Source organism: Microcoleus sp. Pol14D4 (assembly GCF_036701245.1).
Taxonomy (GTDB): Bacteria; Cyanobacteriota; Cyanobacteriia; order Cyanobacteriales; family Microcoleaceae; genus Microcoleus.
The window spans coordinates 181,636-204,585 of sequence record NZ_JAUBQM010000001.1; the positions used below are offsets into that span (position 1 = coordinate 181,636).

18 protein-coding genes, 1 tRNA gene and 1 pseudogene are annotated in these 22,950 nt (G+C 44.8%); 10 read left to right on the forward strand and 10 right to left on the reverse strand.

Annotated features, from left to right (window positions below; all coding sequences use genetic code 11):
* Nucleotides 1-32: 32 nt before the first annotated feature.
* A complete protein-coding gene (locus QUA33_RS00775; protein WP_333145689.1) occupies nucleotides 33-1,751 on the forward strand; it encodes an FkbM family methyltransferase in 1,719 nt (572 codons plus the stop codon).
* Between the two features lie 82 nt (nucleotides 1,752-1,833).
* On the opposite strand, the gene QUA33_RS00780 is transcribed toward QUA33_RS00775, so the two are convergent.
* The 3 genes from QUA33_RS00780 to QUA33_RS00790 all read right to left on the reverse strand — a co-directional run bounded on the left by QUA33_RS00780 (nucleotide 1,834) and on the right by QUA33_RS00790 (nucleotide 6,146).
* A complete protein-coding gene (locus QUA33_RS00780; RefSeq protein ID WP_333145691.1) occupies nucleotides 1,834-4,077 on the reverse strand; it encodes an O-linked N-acetylglucosamine transferase family protein in 2,244 nt (747 codons plus the stop codon).
* Between the two features lie 107 nt (nucleotides 4,078-4,184).
* Nucleotides 4,185-4,712: a type IV pilin-like G/H family protein gene (locus QUA33_RS00785; protein ID WP_333145693.1), complete on the reverse strand. Its 528-nt coding sequence runs from the start codon at nucleotides 4,710-4,712 to the stop codon at nucleotides 4,185-4,187.
* 114 nt (nucleotides 4,713-4,826) lie between these two features.
* Nucleotides 4,827-6,146 carry a methyltransferase domain-containing protein gene (locus QUA33_RS00790; protein WP_333145694.1) on the reverse strand — a complete coding sequence of 440 codons (1,320 nt, stop codon included), beginning with the start codon at nucleotides 6,144-6,146 and terminating at the stop codon, nucleotides 4,827-4,829.
* A 126-nt stretch (nucleotides 6,147-6,272) separates the two neighbouring features.
* Here QUA33_RS00790 and QUA33_RS00795 point away from each other — a divergent pair, with 126 nt between their 5' ends.
* The 3 genes from QUA33_RS00795 (at nucleotide 6,273) to QUA33_RS00805 (ending at nucleotide 8,540) form a co-directional block, all read left to right on the forward strand.
* Nucleotides 6,273-6,461 (forward strand): hypothetical protein, encoded by a 189-nt coding sequence (locus QUA33_RS00795; protein WP_332984302.1) that lies wholly within the window; start codon nucleotides 6,273-6,275, stop codon nucleotides 6,459-6,461.
* Nucleotides 6,462-6,567: 106 nt separating this feature from the next.
* Nucleotides 6,568-7,185, forward strand: coding sequence for a Uma2 family endonuclease (locus QUA33_RS00800; RefSeq protein ID WP_333145697.1), 618 nt, complete (start codon nucleotides 6,568-6,570; stop codon nucleotides 7,183-7,185).
* Nucleotides 7,186-7,364: 179 nt separating this feature from the next.
* Nucleotides 7,365-8,540, forward strand: a complete 1,176-nt coding sequence (locus QUA33_RS00805; protein ID WP_333099110.1) for an AI-2E family transporter — start codon at nucleotides 7,365-7,367, stop codon at nucleotides 8,538-8,540.
* A 321-nt stretch (nucleotides 8,541-8,861) separates the two neighbouring features.
* On the opposite strand, the gene QUA33_RS00810 is transcribed toward QUA33_RS00805, so the two are convergent.
* The gene (locus QUA33_RS00810; protein ID WP_333099112.1) at nucleotides 8,862-9,077 is read right to left on the reverse strand and encodes a Uma2 family endonuclease; all 216 of its coding nucleotides are present in this window, start codon (nucleotides 9,075-9,077) and stop codon (nucleotides 8,862-8,864) included.
* A 413-nt stretch (nucleotides 9,078-9,490) separates the two neighbouring features.
* Between QUA33_RS00810 and QUA33_RS00815 the strand changes: the two genes are divergently transcribed.
* The gene (locus QUA33_RS00815) at nucleotides 9,491-10,666 is read left to right on the forward strand and encodes a homocysteine biosynthesis protein (RefSeq protein ID WP_333099113.1); all 1,176 of its coding nucleotides are present in this window, start codon (nucleotides 9,491-9,493) and stop codon (nucleotides 10,664-10,666) included.
* A gap of 68 nt (nucleotides 10,667-10,734) precedes the next feature.
* On the opposite strand, the pseudogene QUA33_RS28150 reads toward QUA33_RS00815, so the two are convergent.
* The 5 genes and pseudogenes from QUA33_RS28150 to QUA33_RS00840 form a co-directional block, all read right to left on the reverse strand.
* Nucleotides 10,735-10,814: pseudogene (locus QUA33_RS28150) on the reverse strand (IS1 family transposase); the annotation flags it as partial.
* A 339-nt stretch (nucleotides 10,815-11,153) separates the two neighbouring features.
* Nucleotides 11,154-11,963: a uroporphyrinogen-III C-methyltransferase gene (cobA, locus tag QUA33_RS00825; protein ID WP_333099114.1), complete on the reverse strand. Its 810-nt coding sequence runs from the start codon at nucleotides 11,961-11,963 to the stop codon at nucleotides 11,154-11,156.
* Entirely contained in the window at nucleotides 11,960-12,703 is a 744-nt protein-coding gene (locus tag QUA33_RS00830) for a sirohydrochlorin chelatase (protein WP_333145701.1), read from the reverse strand. The genes cobA and QUA33_RS00830 overlap by 4 nt, the downstream gene beginning before the upstream one ends.
* 266 nt (nucleotides 12,704-12,969) lie before the next feature.
* The gene (locus QUA33_RS00835; protein WP_333036883.1) at nucleotides 12,970-13,653 is read right to left on the reverse strand and encodes a manganese catalase family protein; all 684 of its coding nucleotides are present in this window, start codon (nucleotides 13,651-13,653) and stop codon (nucleotides 12,970-12,972) included.
* A gap of 195 nt (nucleotides 13,654-13,848) precedes the next feature.
* Nucleotides 13,849-15,378: a serine/threonine-protein kinase gene (locus QUA33_RS00840; RefSeq protein ID WP_333145704.1), complete on the reverse strand. Its 1,530-nt coding sequence runs from the start codon at nucleotides 15,376-15,378 to the stop codon at nucleotides 13,849-13,851.
* 621 nt (nucleotides 15,379-15,999) lie between these two features.
* Between QUA33_RS00840 and QUA33_RS00845 the strand changes: the two genes are divergently transcribed.
* The 5 genes from QUA33_RS00845 to QUA33_RS00865 all read left to right on the forward strand — a co-directional run bounded on the left by QUA33_RS00845 (nucleotide 16,000) and on the right by QUA33_RS00865 (nucleotide 22,280).
* Nucleotides 16,000-16,072 (forward strand) — tRNA-His (locus tag QUA33_RS00845).
* 168 nt (nucleotides 16,073-16,240) lie between these two features.
* Entirely contained in the window at nucleotides 16,241-20,545 is a 4,305-nt protein-coding gene (locus QUA33_RS00850) for an AAA domain-containing protein (RefSeq protein WP_333145705.1), read from the forward strand.
* A complete protein-coding gene (locus QUA33_RS00855) occupies nucleotides 20,523-21,413 on the forward strand; it encodes a hypothetical protein (protein ID WP_333145707.1) in 891 nt (296 codons plus the stop codon). The genes QUA33_RS00850 and QUA33_RS00855 overlap by 23 nt, the downstream gene beginning before the upstream one ends.
* A gap of 127 nt (nucleotides 21,414-21,540) precedes the next feature.
* Entirely contained in the window at nucleotides 21,541-21,957 is a 417-nt protein-coding gene (locus QUA33_RS00860) for a XisH family protein (RefSeq protein ID WP_333145709.1), read from the forward strand.
* On the forward strand, nucleotides 21,945-22,280 hold the full coding sequence (locus QUA33_RS00865) for a XisI protein (RefSeq protein ID WP_333145711.1): 336 nt from the start codon (nucleotides 21,945-21,947) through the stop codon (nucleotides 22,278-22,280). Before QUA33_RS00860 ends, QUA33_RS00865 begins: the two co-directional genes overlap by 13 nt.
* Nucleotides 22,281-22,414: 134 nt before the next feature.
* On the opposite strand, the gene QUA33_RS00870 is transcribed toward QUA33_RS00865, so the two are convergent.
* The gene (locus QUA33_RS00870; protein ID WP_333145812.1) at nucleotides 22,415-22,783 is read right to left on the reverse strand and encodes an S-layer homology domain-containing protein; all 369 of its coding nucleotides are present in this window, start codon (nucleotides 22,781-22,783) and stop codon (nucleotides 22,415-22,417) included.
* Nucleotides 22,784-22,950: the final 167 nt, after the last annotated feature.

The window sequence follows — 22,950 nt, forward strand, 5'->3', positions numbered from 1 at the left end:
AATTAATAAAGCCAGCCGGCAAAATTTAGGCTATGTCACTATTCCTCCCCAGTTTAAAAAGAAGCGGTCATTTAGATCGGATTCACATGACAGTTTGTAACGTTGGCTCTCGCAAAGTTACCAGTGAAGATGACTATAGTCAGAAAGGGTGGGAAATATTTGCACCACATCTGACTATTTATGGATTTGATGTTGATGCTGATGCTTGTGAGGCTAGCAATACTGCTCTGGAAGCTCAACCCATAAATTACACAGAAAAACATATTCCTCTAGCGCTAGCAAATTCAGTAGGCGAATCTACACTTTATGTAACTAAGGATCCCATGTGTAGCTCTCTGTACCCACCTAATGAACCTTATATTGAGCGGTTTTCTGGGTTGCCAGAATTAGTCAACTTAGATTTTTATGTGGGAATAGAAACAACTACATTAGATGAGTTTTGCAAAAGTGAAGGCATTGAGGAAATCGACTTTTTGCAAATTGACGTTCAGGGCGCAGAATTACAAGTATTACAAGGTGCTTCTCAAATCTTGGGAAAGTCTATTCTTGCTGTCCAGGCTGAAGTCGAGTTTTCACACCTCTATAAAAATCAGCCTTTATTTGCGGACGTTGATATTTATCTCAGGGAACAAGGATTTACTTTGTTTGATTTAGATAAAACTTCTCGCTTGCGGAGCATATCTCCCATTCGTTCAACAGTTCGCGCTGGACAGTTATTAGACGGAGAGGCGTTTTACTTTCGGGATCTGATAGACGACAGCTTGGAAAACAATCTAAAAACACCAGAGAGAATTCTAAAATTAGCTTGCATTGCTGATATTCTCAATTTCCCTGACTATACTCTGGAATTATTAGAGTATTTAACTTTCCACTATGGCAGCAACCCTGACTATAATTTTGCGAACAATATCGTTGAGAGTTTGGCTCAATTTTCAGAGCTTGTCAACAAAGGACTAACTTCTCTGCCTGCTGTTTCCCGAATTTTAGATTATATTGATGGTTATGATATTGACTCTCTCATCCCCAGTGAAGCTGATATTACCACTAAAGACCAGCAGGAACTACCTATCGATCCTATGAAGGTGTTCCACTGCGATGAATATCTGCGACACAACCAGAGAAGATTAGAACATTTAGCAAGCTTAGGATTAGATTTTGTAGGGAAAACTGTACTCGAACTTGGAGCAGGAATTGGCGATCATACAAGCTTTTTTCTGGATCGAAGCTGTGAAGTAGTTGCCGCGGAAGGTAGACCGCAAAACTTGGAAATACTTAGAGCGCGTTATCCCGATATTGAGGCAATACAACTAGATATAGATACTCCCGATTTAAAAATAAATCAGCAATTTGACATTGTTTACTGCTACGGGTTGCTTTATCACTTGCAAACACCCACTCAAGCTATCGAGTTTATGGCTCGCAGTTGCCAAAACATGCTGCTGCTGGAGACCTCCGTCTCGTTTGGCGAAGAAGAAGCTATCAATTTTTGCAAAGAAGAAGCAGATTATCCATCGCAAGCTATATCCGGTAATGGATGCCGACCTACTAGAAAGTGGGTGTACAATCAACTAAAGCAATACTTCGAGTTCGTTTATATGCCTATAACCCAACCTAACCACGAACAGTTTCCTATTGATTGGACTTTATCTTCATCGGAAACATTGGTTCGCTCAGTATTTATTGCTTCCCGACAAGAGTTGAACAATATCCTTTTACTTGAAGATATTCCCTTGAAGCAACAGCGCCATTGAAATTTGGAAGTGGATTTTACAGCGTTGATTGTGAATTTAGATCCTCGGAATTGTACAATAATTACTCTACAAAATCTCCTTACTACTGCTGATAATTTTCAACATATCTCTGCCACATTTGCTCGTAAGCTTTTTCCATCTCTCGCGTAAATTGCTTACCATTCCAGAGGGGAGAAGTTTGTCGTGACTGCCGCAATTTCCAAGATATTTGCTGCCGCAAAACAGGATCTTTTCCTAAACGAATCCCCCACTCAAGATATTCTTCATCAGTCCATGAAATCCCCTCAGTTATACCTGCATTCATCATCATCCCGTAACTGTTGCGTGCTGAAAACTGCTCGCCTACCCGTGTCACCAGAGGAATGCACATCCAGAGAGTTTCTAGAGTAGTAGTCGCTCCATTGTAGGGATAAGTATCGAGTACAACATCAGCCATCCCTAAATTCGCTCGGTGAACGGCTTCTGAAGCGGATGGAGGCAAAAATCGCAAGCGATCCGCACTTACCTCCTCTGATGCCGCAATCTGAATAAAAAAGTTTTTTAGCGATTCTTGTTCAGCAAACCATTTAGTTACAAAGTAGCTATTCGGGACTGCTTTAATAATTTGCATTTGCAGCCGAGCTGTGTTGGGATTGTACTTGTATCCCATCTGACTGCAGTAGTATATGACGGCATCGCTAGGAATATCTAGCGAATCGCGTCGAACCGTCGGCACTCCCACTTCAAAACCATCTACTGCTACATAAGTTTCAGGCAATCGCCATATTTTTTCCGCGTAATAATCCTGTGCTGCTTCCGGTAAAACGTAATTATCTGCAATATAGTAATCAACATTTGGTACGCCAGAAGCATCCCACCCCAACCAACTAACTTGTACAGGGGCGGGCTTAATTGCCATTACCTCACAGCTAGAATTCATCGTAATGCTATCGAGCTCGATCAATATATCTATTTCGTCTTCGTAAATTTTTTCAGCAGCTTCAATACCAGAGATACCTAGTTTACAAGCTTTGTCAGATTTGCTAATATACCATTGCTGAATGGGATCATTAGTCAGTTTTGATCCAAGTAGATAAGCACATATTTCAAAGTGCTCGCGGTCGTGATGTTCAAACAACGACCGAGCCAGCCATCCTACAGAATGGCTACGTAAGCAATAAGATAAATAACCAACTTTATAACGTCTTTTTTGATTCCCTCCCTGAAGCAGGGGCAGCGAGCGCTGGCGACACTTCTTCACTACTGGCTTGGCATAATTTTCAACATTTTCTTGAAAAAGATTACCAATTTGGATGCGAATTCTCCCGGCTTCTTGAGGTCGATCTTCAAAGTAAGGAAAGAAAAATAACGAACTCATCAAGCGAATCGCAGCAGTTGAATCCACATGAGTCGGATATTCCTCAATGAGCGCCCCCATCATTAATTTGTGTGCCTCAAACGCTGACCAAGCATCTTCCCAATGACCACCAGCCAGCATCAGCCCGCGCAGCAGCACGTGATTAGCAAAAATTTTATCTACCAACCGTTCCATCACTGAGTAGCAAAGCTTAGCAGTTTCTATCCCCTTAGAAAAATTCCCGATATCTTGGTAAAAACCAGCCAGAGCACGCAAAATTTCTTGGTGCTTCGCTTGTAACTGCAAGGCGAGTTCCACATAGCGGGTCGCTAAGTGAAACTGCTTTCCTGAATATGCGATGTCATAGGCAAATAAAAGTAAATTTTCAATAACAGGTAGAGGTTCTTTAACGTATTTTAAACAAGCTTCTGTAAATTCAAATGATGAAGGGTGGAATGGAGCAAAATCTAAAACGCTCTTCCATACTTGCAGCAGCAGGTCTGAGTCCACTGCTATAGGAGGCTCTGACTTCAGAAGCTTGATAATCGCGCCCAAATCGTCTGATTCTTCACCTCTGTAAGTTTTTCGCACCATGGAAAGTCCCACCGAATGCAAGAGGTTATTAATATCCCCTGGATGGATTTCTCGGATGTGCTGCCGAATCGCCCAAGCTACTTCATAATTGGTCAACTCCAACCGTTGTCGTTCAGCCTCAGCTTCCAGCACTTCCAACAGTTCTGCTGTCCAGAGTTCAATTTCTTCAGATTCACCCTCAGCCATTGCTAGCAGCCAAGTTGTTTGAGCTTCTGCTTCTTGTTCTTGCAACAGCAATATCAATCCTAAGTGCCAGTAGTAAGACTTCTGGCTTGGTTGCTCTGCAATTGCCTGTTCGTAGAGCATAGCTGCCTGAGCATAATTTTCTTTAAGCAGGAGTTGCTCGGCTTTCTCCTGCCAATCGGGCGCAAGTGCTAATAAATTGTCAGAAATCATAAACTCAGCCAATAAAAGCAGTTTTTTATTTACACTAAAGCGGGCAGCACATAACGCTAACCCGCTCTTTCGTACTTTTTCACAAGCAATGCTTGTGTACTAAGCTGTTACTTAGTAACTAGGGTCATACCGGTACAAGCAGTATTGCTACCAGCAAGAGTAATAGCTGTAGGAGCACCAGGCTGCGTCGTTTCGCAAAGGAGTGTCTGTGTGCCTGAAGCCCCTGAAGCATCGGGCGCAGTCACTGCTACAGCTCCTGCATATCCCTTCAGCGAAGCTAAAGTAGCCGCATTAGGAGTCGCTGCTGAAGTTACTCCGTTCGCACTTGTAGTGCCAATGGTGTATCCATAGTTAGTGGTCGAAGTTTTGAGACCAAGACCCAACAAATTGACATCTGTTGTAAACTTGGTGTTTTCTGCGTAGTAAGCTTGTACTCCCTTGTTAATGGAACTGACATACTGCTTAGCTTCTGTCTGCTTGGCTTTGTTAGCTTGGCTGAGGAAGGAAGGCAAAGCAATAGCAGACAAAATACCGATAATGATGATAACAACCAGCAGTTCAATCAGGGTGAAACCTTGATCCTGTCTTCTTTTGTTGATGTGTTGCAGGAACTTGGCTTTAAATTCAGTCTTCATAAGTCTTTTCTCCGTGAGGGGTGGGATGCTTGATTTCTAACTCTTATATGTAACTTACCCAGTTATCGGCGCTTTAATATCACCCCCAACTATTTTTTTTCTCAACTTCTGGCTCTAAGGCTCCAAAAGCACATACAGAAAGATTTCCAGCCTAATCAACAGTTCCTTGACTTCCTCAAAGGCAGTCTCCTCACTAACAGACTCTAGGTTAACACCGATCTGCGAGCGGATGGATCGCCACTGCTCCACGAGCGACACCACAGACTGCGGCTCATCCCACAGAGGTAGCAAGCAAGTCGCCATTGTACTCTCGATCGCCACTGGTGCTAGAGTTGGCACAATAATATAACGGCTAATCTCAAACGGCGTCTGGCTGTCAATGCAATTACTCAAGTCTTTCCTAATCTGGGAAGTCCTCAGTTGAGGGTGCAGGTGTACCCGTGCTTCCCGCCATTGAGCCTGGGTCCATTCCGCAGCGGGCACAAAAGCCTGAGTTCGATCGGGATTGCCGCACCAGAAATCAAACAAACGGTGCAGGGGATGTAACAAGTCAAATAAATGCAGTCGCTCTTCCAGAGAAGCTTCTGGCAGACTCATTGCCAAAAACGGAGGCAAATCATCTGGATCTTTGAACAAATCCATCAACTCCCACCTGCGCCAAGCCACCATACTGATAAACTCTAAATCAGCACCTCTCAACATTGCAAACACTTCAGGAATGGTACAACCTTTATCACCCACCAATAAATAGTTAGCCATAATCCATGCCTCATTCTGCGCGCGATCGGAATTCCAGGTGAATGCCTTAAGCCCTACTTCATCTTGTAATGCTTCCATTGTTTCCCGGACTATTTCCACCTCCAATTCTCCCGGAGATCCATTCATTAATCCCATTGCTTTGAAAGCAGCTTGAGCGCGAAATACTCCGGCTCTACCATTTGAACTGTGAAGGTTTGTGCGGATAATTCCGTCTGGAGACAGAACTGACTTCATCGCTTGCAATCCAGCAATAGCATCTGGCAAGAGATACAGAACTTCGTCAGCATTGATATAGTCAAACTCTAACCCTAAACTTGGTAACTCTTCTATCTTCAAAGCATAAAACTCTGCATTAGCAACTCCATGATACTGTAAACGTTGCTCAGCTAGTTTCACAGATTCTTCTGATAAATCGATGCCTACTATTTTCGCTCCCGGATTGGCTAGAGCTAAAACCAAGGATTTATAACCGGTGCCGCATCCCGCATCTAGGATAACTTTACCTTCTGTATTGATAATTTTTCTATTTCTGAAGTAGTAAGCAGTTACAAGATTATGAATGTAGAGCAATTCACTGTTGTCTTTTGGAGATTGTTCCAGCGGGATTCTGGGAAAAGGAGTATTGTCAAATTGCTGGCGAATGTTTTCTATTAACTCTAAATTTTGGTGATCCATTTTCAATTACACTCAACGCTGGCAAATTACCTTAGTATCTCAGAAAATAGCCGATCGCCCGTCCACCCGCAACACATACTTGCAATAATAGTCTGACAACCTATCGCCCAACCAACTACCACCTCCATGAACACCAACATCAGCCCCATCCTCAAAGTATTCACCCTATCGGCCGCACTTTCCCTGGCCATCAAGTACGCAGGGCCTAGCTTATCCATACCCTCTACCGACCTCAACGCCCTAATCGCCGTCTTTACCCCCAGTATCATCCTAGCTGCTATCCTCGGCTGGCGATCGCGCCAACAGCAGCAGTAGAGACACAATCAAAAAGTGCGGATCTACACTAGGTCTAAAGACTATGTTTTTGCCAAAATCTTAATTCCCCGTACAGCTTATCAAAACCAAAGTTGAGGCACTCACCATGATTCAAACCATATCCGAATTAGTAACATTCGATGAATTCATTGATTGGTATCCTGAAAATTCAGAACACCGCTACGAACTGCACAATGGAGAAATTGTTGAGATACAAAAAGCAACAGGTAAACATTCTAAAGTAGCTGGTTTTACCGCACTGAAAGTCGGAATAGAGATTGAGCGTCTCAATTTGCCCTACTTCATCCCCAAAGAATGCGTCATCAAACCCATGCGCGAGGAATCGGGATATGAGCCAGATATAATTGTACTTAACGAACAAACCATTGCCAACGAGCCACGATGGGAAAAATCATCAGTTATCACAATGGGTTCATCAGTCGCCCTAATCGTCGAGGTAACTAGCACTAATTGGGGTGATGATTATGCCCTAAAGCTTGAGGCATATGAGTCAATGGGTATTCAAGAATATTGGATTATAGACTATCTAGGATTGGGCGGCAGACGGTTTATTGGCAACCCCAAACAACCCACTTTTTCGATTTACCAACTAATTGACGGGGAATACCAAGTCAAACTGTTCAGAAGCGGCGAGGGTATTGAGTCCCCAACTTTCCCGGAATTGAAGCTGACAGCGCAGCAGGTGTTCGCCAAAGGCAATTGAGGAGGCTGCTTATACTGATGTCCGAGTAGGGGTATCTGATTAAAGATGCGATCGCGCCCATCTGCTGTATCTTGTATAGAGGCGATTCATCGCTTCTGGGCTGCTGAACAATTAACAAGCAGCCATTCCCAATACCGTATTCCTCAATCTAAAATCTAAAATCTAAAATCTAAAATCTAATGAAGCTAGGACAGTGGATGGGCTTATTAGCCCTCATCGCATCTTGTTACATCCTGTGGCAAATCAGGCAGGCTTTACTGCTGCTGTTTGCCGCCGTCGTCTTAGCCACAGCCTTAAACAGACTAGCACGCTACTTGCAAAAATTCGGACTCAAAAGATCGATCGCTGTACTCTTATCAGTTAGCTTCCTAATCCTGGTATTCGTAGGCTTATTCCTGATAATTGTACCGCCCTTTACCCAACAGTTTCAACAACTTACCCAAAGAGCCCCTCAAGGAATCGAAAGATTAAATCAGTGGATAGATCAATTTGAGGGTCGCTTTTCAGGGCAATTTGGCCAGCGGCTACCCAATCTTGATGTTAACGACATCATGCAACAACTGCAACCTTTATTCAACCAACTCGTCGGTGGTGCAGGAGCTTTTGTCGGCAACACATTAGGCGTTATCCTAAGCTTCTTGCTCGTCATAGTTTTGACTTTGATGACATTAGCCGAACCTCTATCTTACCGCAAAGCATTCATCCAACTATTTCCCTCTTTTTATCGGCGACGAGTCGATGGAATCTTAGATGAATGCGAAATAGCTCTCGGTCGATGGGTAATCGGCGCTTTAATTAGCATGAGTGTCATCACTTTTCTGAGTTTAATTGGTTTGTCAGTATTGCAGGTTCCCCTAGCTCTAGCTCACGCTGTTTTAGCGGGCTTGCTGAATCTAATACCCAATATCGGGCCGGGTTTGAGCGTCATTCCCCCAATGACGATCGCACTTTTAGACTCTCCGTTAAAATCCGGTTTTGTGCTGATCCTTTACTTTCTAATTCAACAATTTGAAAGCAACCTCCTCACCCCCTACGTCATGGCACAGCAAGTATCACTGCTGCCAGCAGTAACATTAATAGCTCAAGTATTCTTCGCCACCTTCTTTGGATTTTTAGGCTTATTGCTAGCTCTCCCCCTCACCGTTGTAGCTCAAGTTTGGATTAGGGAAGCCCTCATTAAAGATATTCTAAACCAGTGGAGTGCCAGTCCTAAAACCTTAGCGGCAATCGATTCTGCTATCCATGAAAAGCATGAATACATAGGAGTCGCCGACAGCCTGCAAGAAAAATATTTACCCGAACCGAAACCAGACATCCCCGATCGCGCTGAAAATGAGGCTCCTGAAAATCAATAATTAAGGTTCATAATGACTTCCCTTCTGCTTTATTCCCACTTATAGGACAGAAGGATTCACTATAAACTTAGTTAGGAAATTTGTGGTACGAACTCCCCCAATAAATGTCTTCAAGCCTCGAATTTTATACCGTCTCTCTGGTAGCTATAAAAATATGTTGAACACTCAAATTCAAGTGCCAAAATATGGGTAACACACCCCTATCACTCCCCGATACATACTGACTTGATACTCGCAGTTAACCAACTGGTAAACAGAAAAAGTAGGTTGTTTCGGATTCCAAATATAGCGTCTGCCGCCAACTCCCAAATAGTCCGCAATTCAGTATTGAGAAATGCCCAAAGCTTCGTAATCAACTAATTTGTAGCCGTAATCATCCCGCCAATTGGTACTGACAACTTCGACAATTAGCGGGACAGAACTACCCATTGTAATGATAGATTCCTTTTTCCATCTCGGTTCGCTGTCAGTCCCTTGCCTGTCCAAAACGATCGCATCCGGTTCGTAACCAGATAGCTCGTTATCAGCTTGGACCACGCAATTGTTTGGGGACGAAGTAGGGAAGTCCTAGTCGTTGGATTTCAAATTTGAGCTCGGCGACTGGGAAGCCAGCTAATTCTGAAGGTTCTCCGGTTGCTTTAGGCATCTCAACAATAGTTCCATTGTGCAGTTCGTAACGGTTTTCATAATTTTCAGGATACCAGTCAATAAATTCATCGAAGGTGACTGGTTTTAATATCGCTTGAGTCAGGGCGATCGCTCTTTATTTTATTTATAATATAATCCGGATATCTGTTATAGCATTTTGCGGTGTTATCAAACCGAGGTCGATAGCCAAAAAAGCATTCGCTCGATCGACATTCCATCAATCCAAAGTCAATCCCAAATCAAAATCAATCCAAAATCAATCAATTCAAAATCTAAAATCTAAAATCCAAAATCTAAAATATATGAGATCGATAGACGAAATCAACGATAAAATCAGCCAGGGCAAAGCCACAGTCTGGACAATCGAAGAACTCAAAACTAGAGTTCAAGAAACCAGCATTACCCAAGCAGCCAAAGAAGTCGATGTGATTACCACCGGCACCTTCGAGCCGATGGAATCCTCCGGTGCAATCATCAACCTCGGCCATACCGACCCGCCGATCAAAATCCGCCAGTGCTGGCTGGACGGCGTTTTAGCCTACTCCGGCTTCGGGGCAGTAGACCTGTACCTGGGAGCCACCCAAGTAGCCGAAGACGGCGAAGAATCCCGCGAACGGGGTGGCGGACACGTCATCGAAGACTTAATAGCCGGCAAACCCGTGCAGTTGCGAGCCTTGGGGCAAGTAACAGACTGCTACCCCCGCGCTTCCTTTGAAACCACGATTACCCGCGATACAATCAACCAGTTTTATTTATTCAATCCCCGCAACGCATATCAAAACTTTATTGTTGGAGTCAACGGGGGCGATCGCCCGCTGTTCACCTACCTCGGCCCCCTGCAACCAAACCTCGGCAACGCCGTCTACTCGAACCTTGGAGCCATGTCTCCCTTGCTAAACGACCCCGACCTCGAAATCATCGGCATCGGCACCCGCATCTTTCTAGGAGGCGCTCAGGGCTACATCACCTGGGAAGGAACCCAGCACTTCCCGCTGCAAAAACGCCAGCCGAACCGCACCCCCATCGGCCCGGCCGCCACCCTCGCACTCATCGGCGACGCCAAACAGATGAACTCCAAATGGGTGCGCGGCTGCTACTTCAAAAACTACGGCCCATCCCTGATGCTGGGAGTCGGCATCCCGTTTCCTGTCTTAAACGAAACAGTCGTCGCCCACTGTGCAGTCTCAGACAAAAAAATAGTAGCGCCGGTGGTAGATTTCTCTATCCCCCGGCGCGTTCGTCCCACCTTCGGTTTAGTCAGCTATGCTCAATTAAAGACTGGCCGCATCCTCATCGAGGGCAAACCAGTACGGGCCGCCCCCCTTGCGAGTATGTTTCTCTCCCGGCAAGTAGCATTGGAATTGAAGCAGCAAATTGAAGCGGGTCAATTTACCCTCACGGCGTCAGTTGCTCCCCTACCCACCGACAGAGTATTTCTCCCGCAAGATTTGTGGGGGGCCCAAGTGAGGCTGGAATAGACAGTCGCTAGAGTAAAGTGACGGATTATAAATTTAATGAACCACAAGAGGATATTCAAAGACGATCTTCGACACAGATAGCTCTGTTTACCTTGGCGGTGTCGATTTTTTACCACTTTGGAACTTTGACTGTGAGAGGGCAAGGCATTGGCATATTTCATCACATCATTCTCCATGATGCAACACCAGACTTTATATTATTCCAAGTCAGTTCATATGTTGTACAAGTCAGTACGCTTGCCGATCTACTATCTTAAGTACGGGCGGATTCCTCTGTTATCTTAATCATTCAACTTTGTGCAACACCCATAATAGAGCGCGAAAGCTAACACTCAAGAGTGAGCAATGACATTTTTATGTCATTTATGCGTCTAGGAATGACATCGGAATGACATCGAGCGGGTCCTCGTCCCCGCTGGCGAGCCACCTCAGAGGGAGGGAAATCAAAGCGATCGAAATTAGATCGCTTCTGACCCAATTTGCCCGCTTATTCTACAGTCGGAGAAACTGGCCGACAGCCAGACAATATTGAGTGCAAATTGACGACGTTTCCGATTACTGCGATCGCAGGTGCTGCAAATCCGACCGCCTCAACTTGCTCTACAATTGTACCCAAAGTCCCGATCAGTTCTTCTTGTTCCGGCCGCGTTCCCCAGCGCACTAACGCTATTGGCGTTTCTGCACTCAATTGGGCTGCTGTTAACTGACCGATAATGTAAGGCAAATTGTGGATTCCCATGTATACTACAATTGTTTCCGAGCCGCGGGCGATCGCCTGCCAATTTACTTCCGGTCGATATTTTCCGGCTGATTCGTGACCGGTGACAAAGGTGACAGAGGAACTGTACGATCGATGTGTTAAAGGAATTCCCGCATAAGCAGGGGCCGCAATTCCAGAAGTGACACCGGGCACTACTTCTACCGACACTCCAGCTTTTACCAACTCTTCCATTTCTTCGCCGCCGCGGCCGAAGATAAACGGATCGCCGCCTTTGAGACGAACTACGATCGCATTATCTCCAGCTTTTTCTATCATTAGTTGAGTGGTTTCGTCCTGCATTAACGAGTGACGACCTTTGCGTTTTCCGGCATCAATTCGTTCTGCTTGGGGGTTGATTGCTGCCAAAATTTGAGGGCTGACTAAAGCGTCGTAAATCACGACATCTGCACACTCTAACAAAGCTTTTCCCTTCAAGGTCATCAAACCCGGATCTCCGGGTCCCGCACCTACTAAATACACTTTTCCTAAAGACATTTTTCTTTCTTCCTTTACCTCTTCTGTGCCTCTGCGGTTCATTTTTGAATTAAATCCCTAATTAAGTCTGCTAATTCTACACTTGGGCCTAGAGGATTTGCGAGATGAAGTTCTGTCGCAGGAAATTGCTGCTTTAGCTGTGCGACATTTTTGGCGATCGCATCTGTAATTCCTCCATTAAATAAGAAGTATGGCACAATCCCTATTTGCTGCTGTCCACCACGAACCAAACTGTCAATTTGCTCTTCCAAACTCGGCTTTACCGACCAATAAGCTGTCAGCGCACCGAGTTGGCTGGCGATTTCCTCAACAATCGAGTTACCTCCGGGGCGACGGCTGCCGTGAGATAATAAAATCCATTTTGGCCATAGCAGATTGGGGAGAAAAGTCACCTCTTGCATCTGACTTTTTACCAATTTTGTTAAGCCTGCTTCCTGAGAACCTAAATGCGGGCGCAATTCAATTTTTAGCTTGTCACCAAAAGTTTTTTGGGCAATTTCCACCTCTGCCGGTATGTCTTCGGCGACGTGAACTCCCGGCAATAAAAATACAGGCAGGATTTGCAATTCTGTCAGTCCCAGCGACAGGGTACGTTCGCCAAAACTGCAAATTTGTTCGTGCAGCGGTGCGGGGCCGAGTTCTAAGGTGGCGGTTGCTACTGCGGGGAATGAGTCAGCCAAATTTTGAGACACCAGTTGACCTAGGTTTTCCAAAGCTAGTTGGGGTCTGGGGTCGCGGCTGCCGTGAGAGACTAATAAATAGGTGGATGAGCGCAATTTCAATATGGATTTGATGTTAATGTTCGATCGGGATTTCAAATAATTGTAACACCCTAGGGCACGTGACTTGAAAAATACTCAACCCTCAACCGGAAGCTTCCGAGTCGCGCACCTCTAACAACTAAAGCAAAGTACCCAGCTTGAAAATTACTCAACACAGGGCTTAAATCTTCTAAGCCGCGCACCTTCTTTTGTAAGGTGCGCGGCTTAAAATTTACTTAATAATGGGCTTAAATCTTATAAGCCACACAATCTAAACAACTCTCAAATTAACCTTTGGGAGCGGGATCGGCAATGTATTGGAAAGTAGGTTCTGAGTTCCAAGGGCCGCGTTCATCCTTGCCATTTGTTGACAAGTTAAAGTAGAGATCCACAGTGGAATCTGGCGGAATATTACCGAACAGCGGATCGGTGAGTTTACCCAACGCTTCGAGAGCTTTCATGAACATTTCAGTGTGAGAAATTTCGCGAGTCAGTAGAAAGTGCAGCGTCTTTTTCGTTCCCATATCCGGTGCTAGTTTAATCAACTCTTCGTAGGTTTGGCGAGCTCCTGCTTCCGCACCGATATTAGCGCGTAAATCGCGCACTACATCGCCACCTTCGTTGACATAAGCACCCGTCCAAGCTTGACCTTGGCTATCCAGCAAGTGCGGACCTACACCGCGCACCGCAAACAAAGTGCTTTTATAAGCTTCTGTTTGGTCAACGTTTTTGGTGTGCATTTCGATGAGTTTGCCCACCATTTCTAAGTGGCTGAATTCTTCTATTGCAATATCTTGGAGCATATCCTTAATCCCTGCATCTTCACAGTGAAAGGACTGCACCCAGTATTGCAGAGCTGCTGTGAGCTCTCCGGTTGCTCCGCCAAACTGTTCTAGGAGCAATTGGGCAAAACGGGGGTTGGCTTCGTCTACTGTCACCGCAGCCATTAATTGTTTTTTGTGAAAAAACATGGATCGATACCTCTTTTAATTATGTTGTTACAGTCTCTGGATTGCAGACTTGTAGCTGTGTTCACCTTCAGCATCCATTGTGCGACAAGCGATCGCACCGAACCTCGGTCGCTAGTTACATCTAACGAGACAAATTTCTCTACTTTCAGGTAGAGTTTAAATATGAAATTTTACTTAGTGAGTCGGTTGAGCAAATTACAATTTAGGAGCAAGATTATTGTCGCACTCGGTTAATTTTGCTGACAGGGCATCGAGATGCCGCAGCCACTGAATGCCACCAACCCAACTGCGAGAGGGGAGGTGTCCGATTGGTGCTTGCTGACTAAATTTAATCTGCCCTAAAGTAGTAGCAGAATTGTAGGTTTGCCAGTTGACCCGATCGCAAAATCTGATATAGTCTCCCTTAACGCTTTCATAAATCTGCTTTTGGACGCTGAAGCCAAACCGACCTTGACTGTAGCGCAGCCAAAGGCGATCGAGTGTTTGCAAATCTTCGCAGGGGATCTGGTAAATTTGGCTAATTTCTAGCTGAGTTCCCGGTGGCTGCGAAAGAGATTGACACATCAAGCCCCAAGTTTCGCGATCGGCTTCTTTCCATTTTTGGTTAGACAAATAATTTCGCAGTTTGGTATAATCTACTCCCCGTGCAGAAATTAGGGCTTGATCGAGATTTGAAGTAACAGATAAGGAAAAAGTTTCTGCGGAATTGGCGACGTATTTTGTCGGTAAAATGGGAGAATCAGAAGTTTGTAGCGCGCTGATATCGCTTGAGTTGTCGCAATTACTGAGAGCAGGAGCGATCATCGGCTGTTCGCGCGAAAGCAAATTTTGATGGCGAATATCTAAAGCTGCTTGGATATCTTGCAAAACTTCCGTAGCAAAACTGTACCGCTGAGTGAGACGAGTTTGCAGCAATTTATCTAAAATTTCACCTAACTCCTCGCTAATACTCGTGGATTTGGGAAGAAACTCGCGCCACCACCAGCGCTCGTTGTTGCAGTCGTACATATCCAAGGGAGGAACTTGCGTCATCAGGCGAATGCAAGTAACACCTAAACTGTAAAGGTCGCTAGCAGGAAATACTTTGCCGCGCATTTGTTCGGGAGCTACATAATCTTGACTGCCGATGAGCGTTGCTGGACGGAGTAGCGCTGAATCAGTCAGCAGTTTGGCTATGCCGAAATCGATCAATACGAGTTTGTTGTCTGATTGGCGGCGGATAATATTTTCGGGTTTGATGTCCCGGTGAATGACGCGCTTGTCGTGGATAAATTGCAGCACGGGCAATAAGTCTTGCAGCACTTGCCAAATTTGATTTTCATCGTATACACTCTTGTCTAATTCTTGTTTAAGAGTCGCTCCCTCTATAAACTCTTGAACTAAATAAATATGACCTTCTTGTTCAAAGCAGGCTAATAATGTGGGGATTTGGGGGTGTTTTCCGAGTTCGTCTAAACGGACGCCTTCTTGCCGAAATAATTCAACGGCTTTGTTGACAATTTCGGGGTCGCGGTCGTAAAAATAAAATTGCTTGACTGCACAGCGGGGTAGAGATGGGATGTCTTCATCAATGGCTAGGAAAGTTTTACCAAATCCGCCTCTACCTAAAAGTTCAATCGGGCGATATCGCTGTCTCAGCAACAGGTTAAAGCCGCAGTTTAAGCAAAATTGTGAGGCGTTGGAGTTTTGAGGATTTTGACATTCAGGGTTCACACAGTAGCTCATATTGATTTTAGATTTTATATTGCGGACAAGACTTTTTTTTAAACGAACCGCGAAGACGCGAAGCGGCGCGAAGGAAGAGGGAAAAGAGAAGAGAGAATGGGATGGTTGATAACTGTCCCGCTTCTGGCGTTGTATTTTTCGGGCGGGCGGGACACCCCACCAGCATTTCATCTGAGATGTTGCACCATTCTCAATAAGGCTTTTAGGGGCGGGCTAGAAGAGCCCACCCTAAAATAAATTCCTTCTTTGTGGAACAGGCATCTTGCCTGTTCTTAAAAATGGTGCCAGAGGTGAGTTTTATCAAACAGGACTGTAAAATGTAGATGCGCCTGGGCTGATAAGGCTATTTTAATGCGCTGGATCGAATCGGGACGCTGCCAGATCTGCCGAACCCAGGCCGCATGACTGCTGGGGGCGAGATAATTGCCGTTGGCGAAGCCCTCGAAGAGGCTCGCACAGGCCGATCGCGCAGAGCGAAAATTGTGCTATAGTCTTACTGTGCTGGGAACTTGAGGCACAATCGATCTGTCCGGTTGAGGGACGCTCAGAAATATTTCAAAATATTTTTGCCTTACCCCTAGACTTGTGCTGAGATCTGATGCTATAGTTAAAACTGATACGGCGAGCGTAGCCAAGTGGTTAAGGCAGTGGTTTGTGGTACCACCATTCGTGGGTTCAAGTCCCATCGTTCGCCCTTTTGATTCTAAACACTTTAATTCAATATCCTGTCGCCTGTACGGTAATTTGCGATGGTCGTAGGGTGTGCATTGCACACCTTAATCTTTTTTGGGATGTAGCGGTTCTGTCGGCACAAGTTCCGATGTGCTAATCTTAAATCCAATCTAAAATCTAACATCAAAATATGCCATCTTTAGTAACAGAAGATTGGGGATATAAATTTAGTGGCGATCGCACAATTAATAAGTTTATTCGGGATATAGAAGGAGAAGCGGCTTTAGGGAAATATTGCGATTGGGAATGCAAAGAACGTGCGGAAATTCTGATGTCGGAGATAGCTGGCAAATCCCACAATCTTTTCTACGTCCGTCGCCAAAAGGTAAATGAGAGATTTTCGGAAGAAGAAATCTGGGAATTACTCCTTGCTACGGATGGAGATGATTTTGAATTACCCCAATTGTTGCAAAAAGCCGATCGCACTTTGCGGTTGTTAGCAACTGTACGCTGTGAAGACGGAATCGGCGGTTTAAAACTGCTGGATGCTGGTTTGGTGGCGATTCCCAGAGGAAGGAAAGATGGGTATGCTTTGCCAGTTCAGTTGCGACTTTTGGCTAACAGTAGATCGCCAATTCCTGTAAAGTCGATCGCCCGCGTCCAACAAATGCCATTTTGGGACGACAGACACGTACCAACTACGGAACAACTAAAAGTTTGGCATACTTTTTTAAATGTGGAAAAACGCATTGCGGAAGCGCGTCAATTTTGCGTGCCTTTCCGAGGACACAATTACGGTTCCGGCTTCAAGATCGTCACTTTTGAAATTGAACGTAATTCCGCAACTCTTGACGGCTATGAGGAAAATCCCTTAGAATTGGGCGACTTTCGCGATCGGCTAAAAAAGGCGCGAAATGAAGAAATTATTCTGTTTGATTCGCCGCCCGGAAGCAGAAGCAGCCGAGATGGCGAGACATTGGGTAGCATCGCTGAAATTGACTTTGAACATAGTAAATTACGTATTAAGTTAGATGTTGATTTAGGATCTCGCATGGCGGGCGGCAGATATCAAATGCCCAAACAAGGATTCTTGTATTTTGAGGCGGCGGGCGATATCAGTCAGATAGAACGCAAGAAAAAAGCTTTAAAAATGCTGACAGACGGGCGCGCTCAAAATCCCTATTTGAGTGAGTTTTTATTCGACTCTTCTCAGGCAAGAATGCCCGAAAAACTGATTAAATTGGAGCGGGAAAACTTATTAAATCGCAATGCTAATGAGGATCAACTTGCCGCCGTAGAAACGGTGCTTTCGGCGCGGGATTTAATTTTGATTCAAGGGCCGCCGGGAACTGGCAAAACGACTGTGATTGCGGAGATTTGCTATCAAATTGCCCGTCAGGGCGGGAAAACGCTCATTGCTTCCCAAGCAAATTTGGCTGTAGACAATGCTTTGAGTCGGTTAGTTCACAATCCGGCAATTCGGGCTTTGCGGAAGGGAAAAGCTCATAAGGTGCAGGAAGAAGGGCAGCCGTTTTTGGAGGAAAATGCGATCGGCACTTGGCTGCAAAATACGGCGACTGACTGCGAAGAAAAGCTCTCGCAGCGCCTGACTAATGTCAAATCTTTGCGGCAGTTGGTGGCAGAATCAGAGCGATTTACCGCCTACTGTGCCGCCGAGAGAGATTTTTTTAATGAACTGAAACACCTGCACGACAGTAAAGCAAGTATTGAGGAAAAGTACAGCCAGCAAGCAGCCGATTATGAACGGACTTTAACCGAAAAAAGCGAGATTGAATCTCTAGTTAGTGGGTTAGCAAATCTGCTGGATGCGCCGCAAGTTAACTGGGAATCTCCAGAAATTGCCGAGTTTATGCCCCGACTAAAACCCTATTCAGAAGGCAATGTTTTAGTAGAAAACTTTATGGCAAATGTTCGGATTGCCGCTAGCAATGCTATTCAAATAGGCTTCGATCGCCCTGCTTGTGGCGCGTTTGGGATTGCGGTTTGGCTGCAGGAAACTGTAGCAGCGCAAATATCGGAATTTAAGACAGCATTCGATCGCGCTGATGATGTTTGTCACGCTATGTCGGGGGTTGCGGAGTCGTTGCGGGTTTCCCGCCAGATGTCTGAGGCTGTGAATCAACTCGAATTGGGCGATCGGCAAAATCAGACACACCGCCACAATCTCGAACAGAAAATCAAGAATTTGGAACTGCGAAAAGCGGAAATTGCAGCCGTTGTCGTCGCCGTTGCACAGTGGATTGAGACAGCAGATACGGGACTCTATGAAGTCGTGAAATCTTGCTGGGAAACGGGCGCAATGCTCACGGATGATATGGTAGAATTGCCCGCAGGATTGCTGAAAATTGCCCGATCGCTCAAATTGCCGATCGTGCCGCCCAAATGCAAAATCAATTTGCCTGATTTGGATCGGTTGCAAAAGGCGATATCCCACGAAGAAAGCGCAGGTTTTAAGGACTTACAAGGGCAACAGTTCCGGTTTAGCGAGTTTCTGCACTTAAATTTGAGTCAAACGCCGATCGTGCTCTCTGCGGGCGATCGTACCCAGTGGCAGCAACTAGCCAAAGACTTCGCCAGCTACTCCCAAGTCAGCCAAAGTCAGCGCAAATTTATCATCGAAAAAGCTCGCACTTTCTTAGGTAGCATTCAACAATTTTATAGTGAATCATTGCACCCAAATCATATCCAGGCTACCTTCGATCGCCTAGTCAAAGAATTGCTGCACAGTATCCTCGCAAATGCTCGTCAGTGCGTGGTTCCCCTGAAAACCGAAACCGAACAGCAGCTTATAAAACAGCAACAGTTATTAGATAAAATTGGTCAAACCTTGAGCCAGCAGCAAATATCCGCCGCTAAACTTCAGGTAGAAACAGCGCAGCAAGAGGCGAACTTAAAAATTAGCGAAGTTACTAATTTGTTGCAAGCAATTGTCCAACAGCCCAATGTACCTGAAAAATTGCGAATTTTAGCCGAACAATATCTCGCCCAAAAATCGAATATTTGGGAGCAACCGCAGCAGTTTGTTAAGCAAGTTGAGGCTTGGAAAGCCAGCCTGATTCAGCTTGACAAATCAATTGCTGACTTAGACCCGTTTGGGGTTTTGGAGACAATCAAAAACACTCTTGACGAGCATTTGTCCCCGCTGCGAATTGCGGCTGCAACTTCGCAGCAGCAACTCGCCGAACTTCAAACAGAATTGAGCGAAATTAACGCTCAACTGCAACAGCAGCAACCAACAGCAGCTTTACTTGTTGAGAGAAATTGGTGGGAGTCAGCATGGGAAACTATCCCGACTCAATATCAGCCAGAAGTTCCGAATACAGGATTATTCAGCGTAGCTTTTTTAAACAAAATTAAGCGTCTCTTCAAAACTTGGTCACGAAAATTAGAACAAGAAGAAACAGCCCTAAATCGCTCTCAAACGTTTGTGACTGATTGGATTCAAAAACTCCGCAATCCATCAGAAAAAGACCGTAACGATTTAAAGCAAATTTATATTGACAATGCCAACGTAATCGGCATTACTTGCGTGCAAGCGGCTAGCTTCGATTTTACTAAAAACTTTCCCAGCTTTGATGCAGTCATCATTGACGAAGTTAGCAAATGCACTCCGCCCGAGTTATTAATCCCCGCTTTGAAAGGCAGAAAGTTAGTATTAGTGGGCGATCACCGGCAATTGCCGCCGATGTTTAATCAAAGTACGATCGACGATATTGCCGAAGACATCGGCTGTACCGGAGACGAACTTAGCTTCATCAAAGAATCTTTATTTAAAGTATTGTTTGAAACTGCCAGCGACAGCATCAAAAAAATGCTGACAACTCAGTATCGAATGCACCCACAAATTATGGGCGCAATCAATCAGTTTTACCAGCAAAAGCTCAACTGTGGTATTCAGGAAGCTGACACCAAGCGCGCCCACAACCTCGCAGGTAGAATCATTCAAGAAAATAATCACATTCTCTGGGTGAAAACGCCCGTGGGACAAGGGTTTGAAGAGGAAAAACAGGGGACTTCGCGGTTGAATGTCAAGGAGATTGATGCGATCGAGCGTTTGTGCGAACAAATGGACACAGCTTGGCAGCCCAAAGTTGCCGACGGCGAACCACCGAAAGAAATCGGAATCATCACTTTTTATGCTGCTCAATTAAATGCAATTAAAGACAGAATCGAAGGGGAAAGATTCCCTGCTTTGAGCATCCGTACTGGTACGGTTGACATATTTCAAGGCATGGAAAGACCTGTAATTATTGTCAGCACAGTGTGCAATAATGTTAGGGGCGATATTGGATTTGCTAAGGAACCGGAACGGGTGAATGTGGCATTTTCCCGCGCTCAAGAATTGCTGGTAGTTGTCGGCTGCCACGATTTATTTACCCAACAAACAGGTACAGTGGGAAAAATGTATCAGGAAGTTTCAAAAACGGTTCGTCACTGCGGAGGTTTTGTAGATGTTTCTAGCGTCCTCAACTAAACCAATAGACTCGAATTTAAGTTCGCTAGCCGAACAAATTGAGCAACAAAATCCGGGTTTGTCAGTGTTGGCGGCGCGTCAATTCCGCTTCGCAATCCGGCAAACTCCGCTGGAGGTGGCGATTAGCGAACCGCGCCAGTTTAACGTGTTGGAAGAGTTCATTTTGCGGGCGGGCGTTGAGTTTGAACCTGCGCCAACTTTGAAGGAATTGGCGGATTTGCTGGGGTTAGACGAGATTTTTGTGAAGACTACGGTGGCGACTCTGGTTAGTTTGGAAAGCTTGGAGGTGGCTGAAAATGGGCAAATTGCGATCGCCCCGCAAGGCAGAGATTTTTTCGATAAAGGTGCGGTTAGTCGATCGCAAATTCAATCAATTTATGCCATTTCCGATCCACTAAATCAAACTCTTACCTTCAAGTTCGATGCTTTAACGCCAGAATCGCTCAACTTACCCGATTTAGCAGATTTAGTATCGCTCGAACATAAAATTACTGACCTTGCGGATTTAAGTATAGCAGAAATCCAGCCGTTAATTCAAGCTTCCGGCTTAGGAATTCACGTCCCCGAAAACGGCAAAATTGTGTCAAAATGCGATGTCATCGGCGACGATTTAGATATTTGGCAAACAGTCTCGATTTTTGTGTTGTTAGATGCGATCGAAAATAAAACTACTATTCAAGTCCGACAGGGAAAGCAAATATTAGAAACAGCTTCAAACTTGCTAAACGAACTTGAATCGCAACAAAAACTTTCCTTGAACGACTTGTGTAAAGTAACCCCAGACATCGCACAGCAAGAATCAGAGACAATCCCCGTCCAGAAAACTCCTCAAAAGCCATCTAAGAAGAAATCCAAGAAAACGATATGATAAGCACTACACTCCTGATTAACTTAAAAATTAAAACTATATAGAAAATTAGGATGGTACCGATTGACAGTATACCGCGATTTTGGTATAATTAATACTTGTTTGCAATCGCGCTGAGAATTTGTCTGTGTCTGCCAAAGATACTTTCCACGAATCCGTAAAGCGAGCCCTTGAAAAAGAACAGTGGGTGATTACTGCCGATCCACTAAGGTTTAAGTTTGGCAATGTTAAATTTCAGGTTGATTTGGGAGCAGAAAGGTTAGTCGCAGCGGAGCGAGGAGGGGAGAAAATTGCAGTCGAAATCAAAAGCTTCCTCAATCCTTCTGTAATTACAGACTTTTATGCTGCATTGGGACAATTTCTCAGTTATCGGCTAGGGCTGGCATCTGTTGAACCTAATCGGAAATTATACTTGGCAGTACCAATTGACGTGTATAGAACATTTTTTCAGTCTGAGTTCACTCAAACTGCGGTACAACAGTATCAGGTATTGCTAATCGTATACGATGCAACAAATGAGGTAATTGTACAATGGACAAACTAGCTCAATATCGTCAGTACGTTCAGACATTAATGAGCCGTTATGCCGAAGATGATGTTTCAGATGATGAAGTCGAAGTGCAACTAATTTTAGACACAGAGCGAGATCATTATCAGTGGATGAATGTCGGCTGGGAACACTTAACCCGGATTTATCAAACCTTCATTCACATTGACATCAAAGATGGAAAAATCTGGCTACAACAAAATTTGACTGAGGAAAATCCTGCGGAGGAATTAGTTGCAATGGGAGTACCGAGAGAGGATATTATTTTGGGATTGCAACCCCCATACAAACGACCGTATACTGATTACGGTGTAGCGTAAAATGTCAAGATAAAAAAACAGAATACTCAGATAACCGACTTCGCCAAAGTTGTCGGGTATCTAATTCGCCCTACTAAGCGTTAACGCATTTCAGCATCCGCAAAGTAGCCGCCACGTAATTACGTTTTGCATAATCATTCGGAGCAAACCGAGCCCATTTCGTTAAGAGTGGCAGCAACAGAACAATAAGAAGACATTTGATTAATAATAGAAGCAGCCCAATAATTATGAATGTCTGAAAAAGTTGTAGACGGCTCTTTAGCAACTAAATTCGGCTGCATTCCCCACGCCAAGAAACCAAATTCCGCCGCTCGACGGCGAACCGCCATTAATTCAGCGCCAGTGACGGGCTGCGAAGGTTTAAATGTTCCATCTTGATAACCGCTAACTATCTTGTTGTCCCGCGCAAATGGAAGTTTTCCTGCACTCCATCGGTAAAGAGGAACGTCGCTATAGGGAGGGATAGAAACATAGCTAGGAAATGTGATATTAGCACCTTGTATTCATTTTAAGGATTCCCAAACTAAAAATACCAATTGCTCTCTGGTAACATCAAGTTGCGGTCGAAAGGTATTATGTTGAGAAAACCGGGCTACAAACCCAAAGCCCACAGCTTCTTTAATGTCGGAAGCGTAGATATCATCGGTAGTTATCTCCGAATTGTAGAAAA

What these genes read in the sequence shown, in the direction of transcription:
- QUA33_RS00850 (WP_333145705.1), top strand. Translation starts at nt 16,241, where the DNA reads ATGCCATCTTTAGTAACAGAAGATTGGGGATATAAATTTAGTGGCGAT.
- QUA33_RS00785 (WP_333145693.1), bottom strand. Translation starts at nt 4,712, where the DNA reads ATGAAGACTGAATTTAAAGCCAAGTTCCTGCAACACATCAACAAAAGA.
- QUA33_RS00800 (WP_333145697.1), top strand. Translation starts at nt 6,568, where the DNA reads ATGATTCAAACCATATCCGAATTAGTAACATTCGATGAATTCATTGAT.
- QUA33_RS00865 (WP_333145711.1), top strand. Translation starts at nt 21,945, where the DNA reads ATGGACAAACTAGCTCAATATCGTCAGTACGTTCAGACATTAATGAGC.
- cobA (WP_333099114.1), bottom strand. Translation starts at nt 11,963, where the DNA reads ATGAACCGCAGAGGCACAGAAGAGGTAAAGGAAGAAAGAAAAATGTCT.
- QUA33_RS00775 (WP_333145689.1), top strand. Translation starts at nt 33, where the DNA reads ATGTCACTATTCCTCCCCAGTTTAAAAAGAAGCGGTCATTTAGATCGG.
- QUA33_RS00780 (WP_333145691.1), bottom strand. Translation starts at nt 4,077, where the DNA reads ATGATTTCTGACAATTTATTAGCACTTGCGCCCGATTGGCAGGAGAAA.
- QUA33_RS00805 (WP_333099110.1), top strand. Translation starts at nt 7,365, where the DNA reads ATGAAGCTAGGACAGTGGATGGGCTTATTAGCCCTCATCGCATCTTGT.
- QUA33_RS00790 (WP_333145694.1), bottom strand. Translation starts at nt 6,146, where the DNA reads ATGGATCACCAAAATTTAGAGTTAATAGAAAACATTCGCCAGCAATTT.
- QUA33_RS00815 (WP_333099113.1), top strand. Translation starts at nt 9,491, where the DNA reads ATGAGATCGATAGACGAAATCAACGATAAAATCAGCCAGGGCAAAGCC.
- QUA33_RS00855 (WP_333145707.1), top strand. Translation starts at nt 20,523, where the DNA reads ATGTTTCTAGCGTCCTCAACTAAACCAATAGACTCGAATTTAAGTTCG.
- QUA33_RS00795 (WP_332984302.1), top strand. Translation starts at nt 6,273, where the DNA reads ATGAACACCAACATCAGCCCCATCCTCAAAGTATTCACCCTATCGGCC.
- QUA33_RS00835 (WP_333036883.1), bottom strand. Translation starts at nt 13,653, where the DNA reads ATGTTTTTTCACAAAAAACAATTAATGGCTGCGGTGACAGTAGACGAA.
- QUA33_RS00840 (WP_333145704.1), bottom strand. Translation starts at nt 15,378, where the DNA reads ATGAGCTACTGTGTGAACCCTGAATGTCAAAATCCTCAAAACTCCAAC.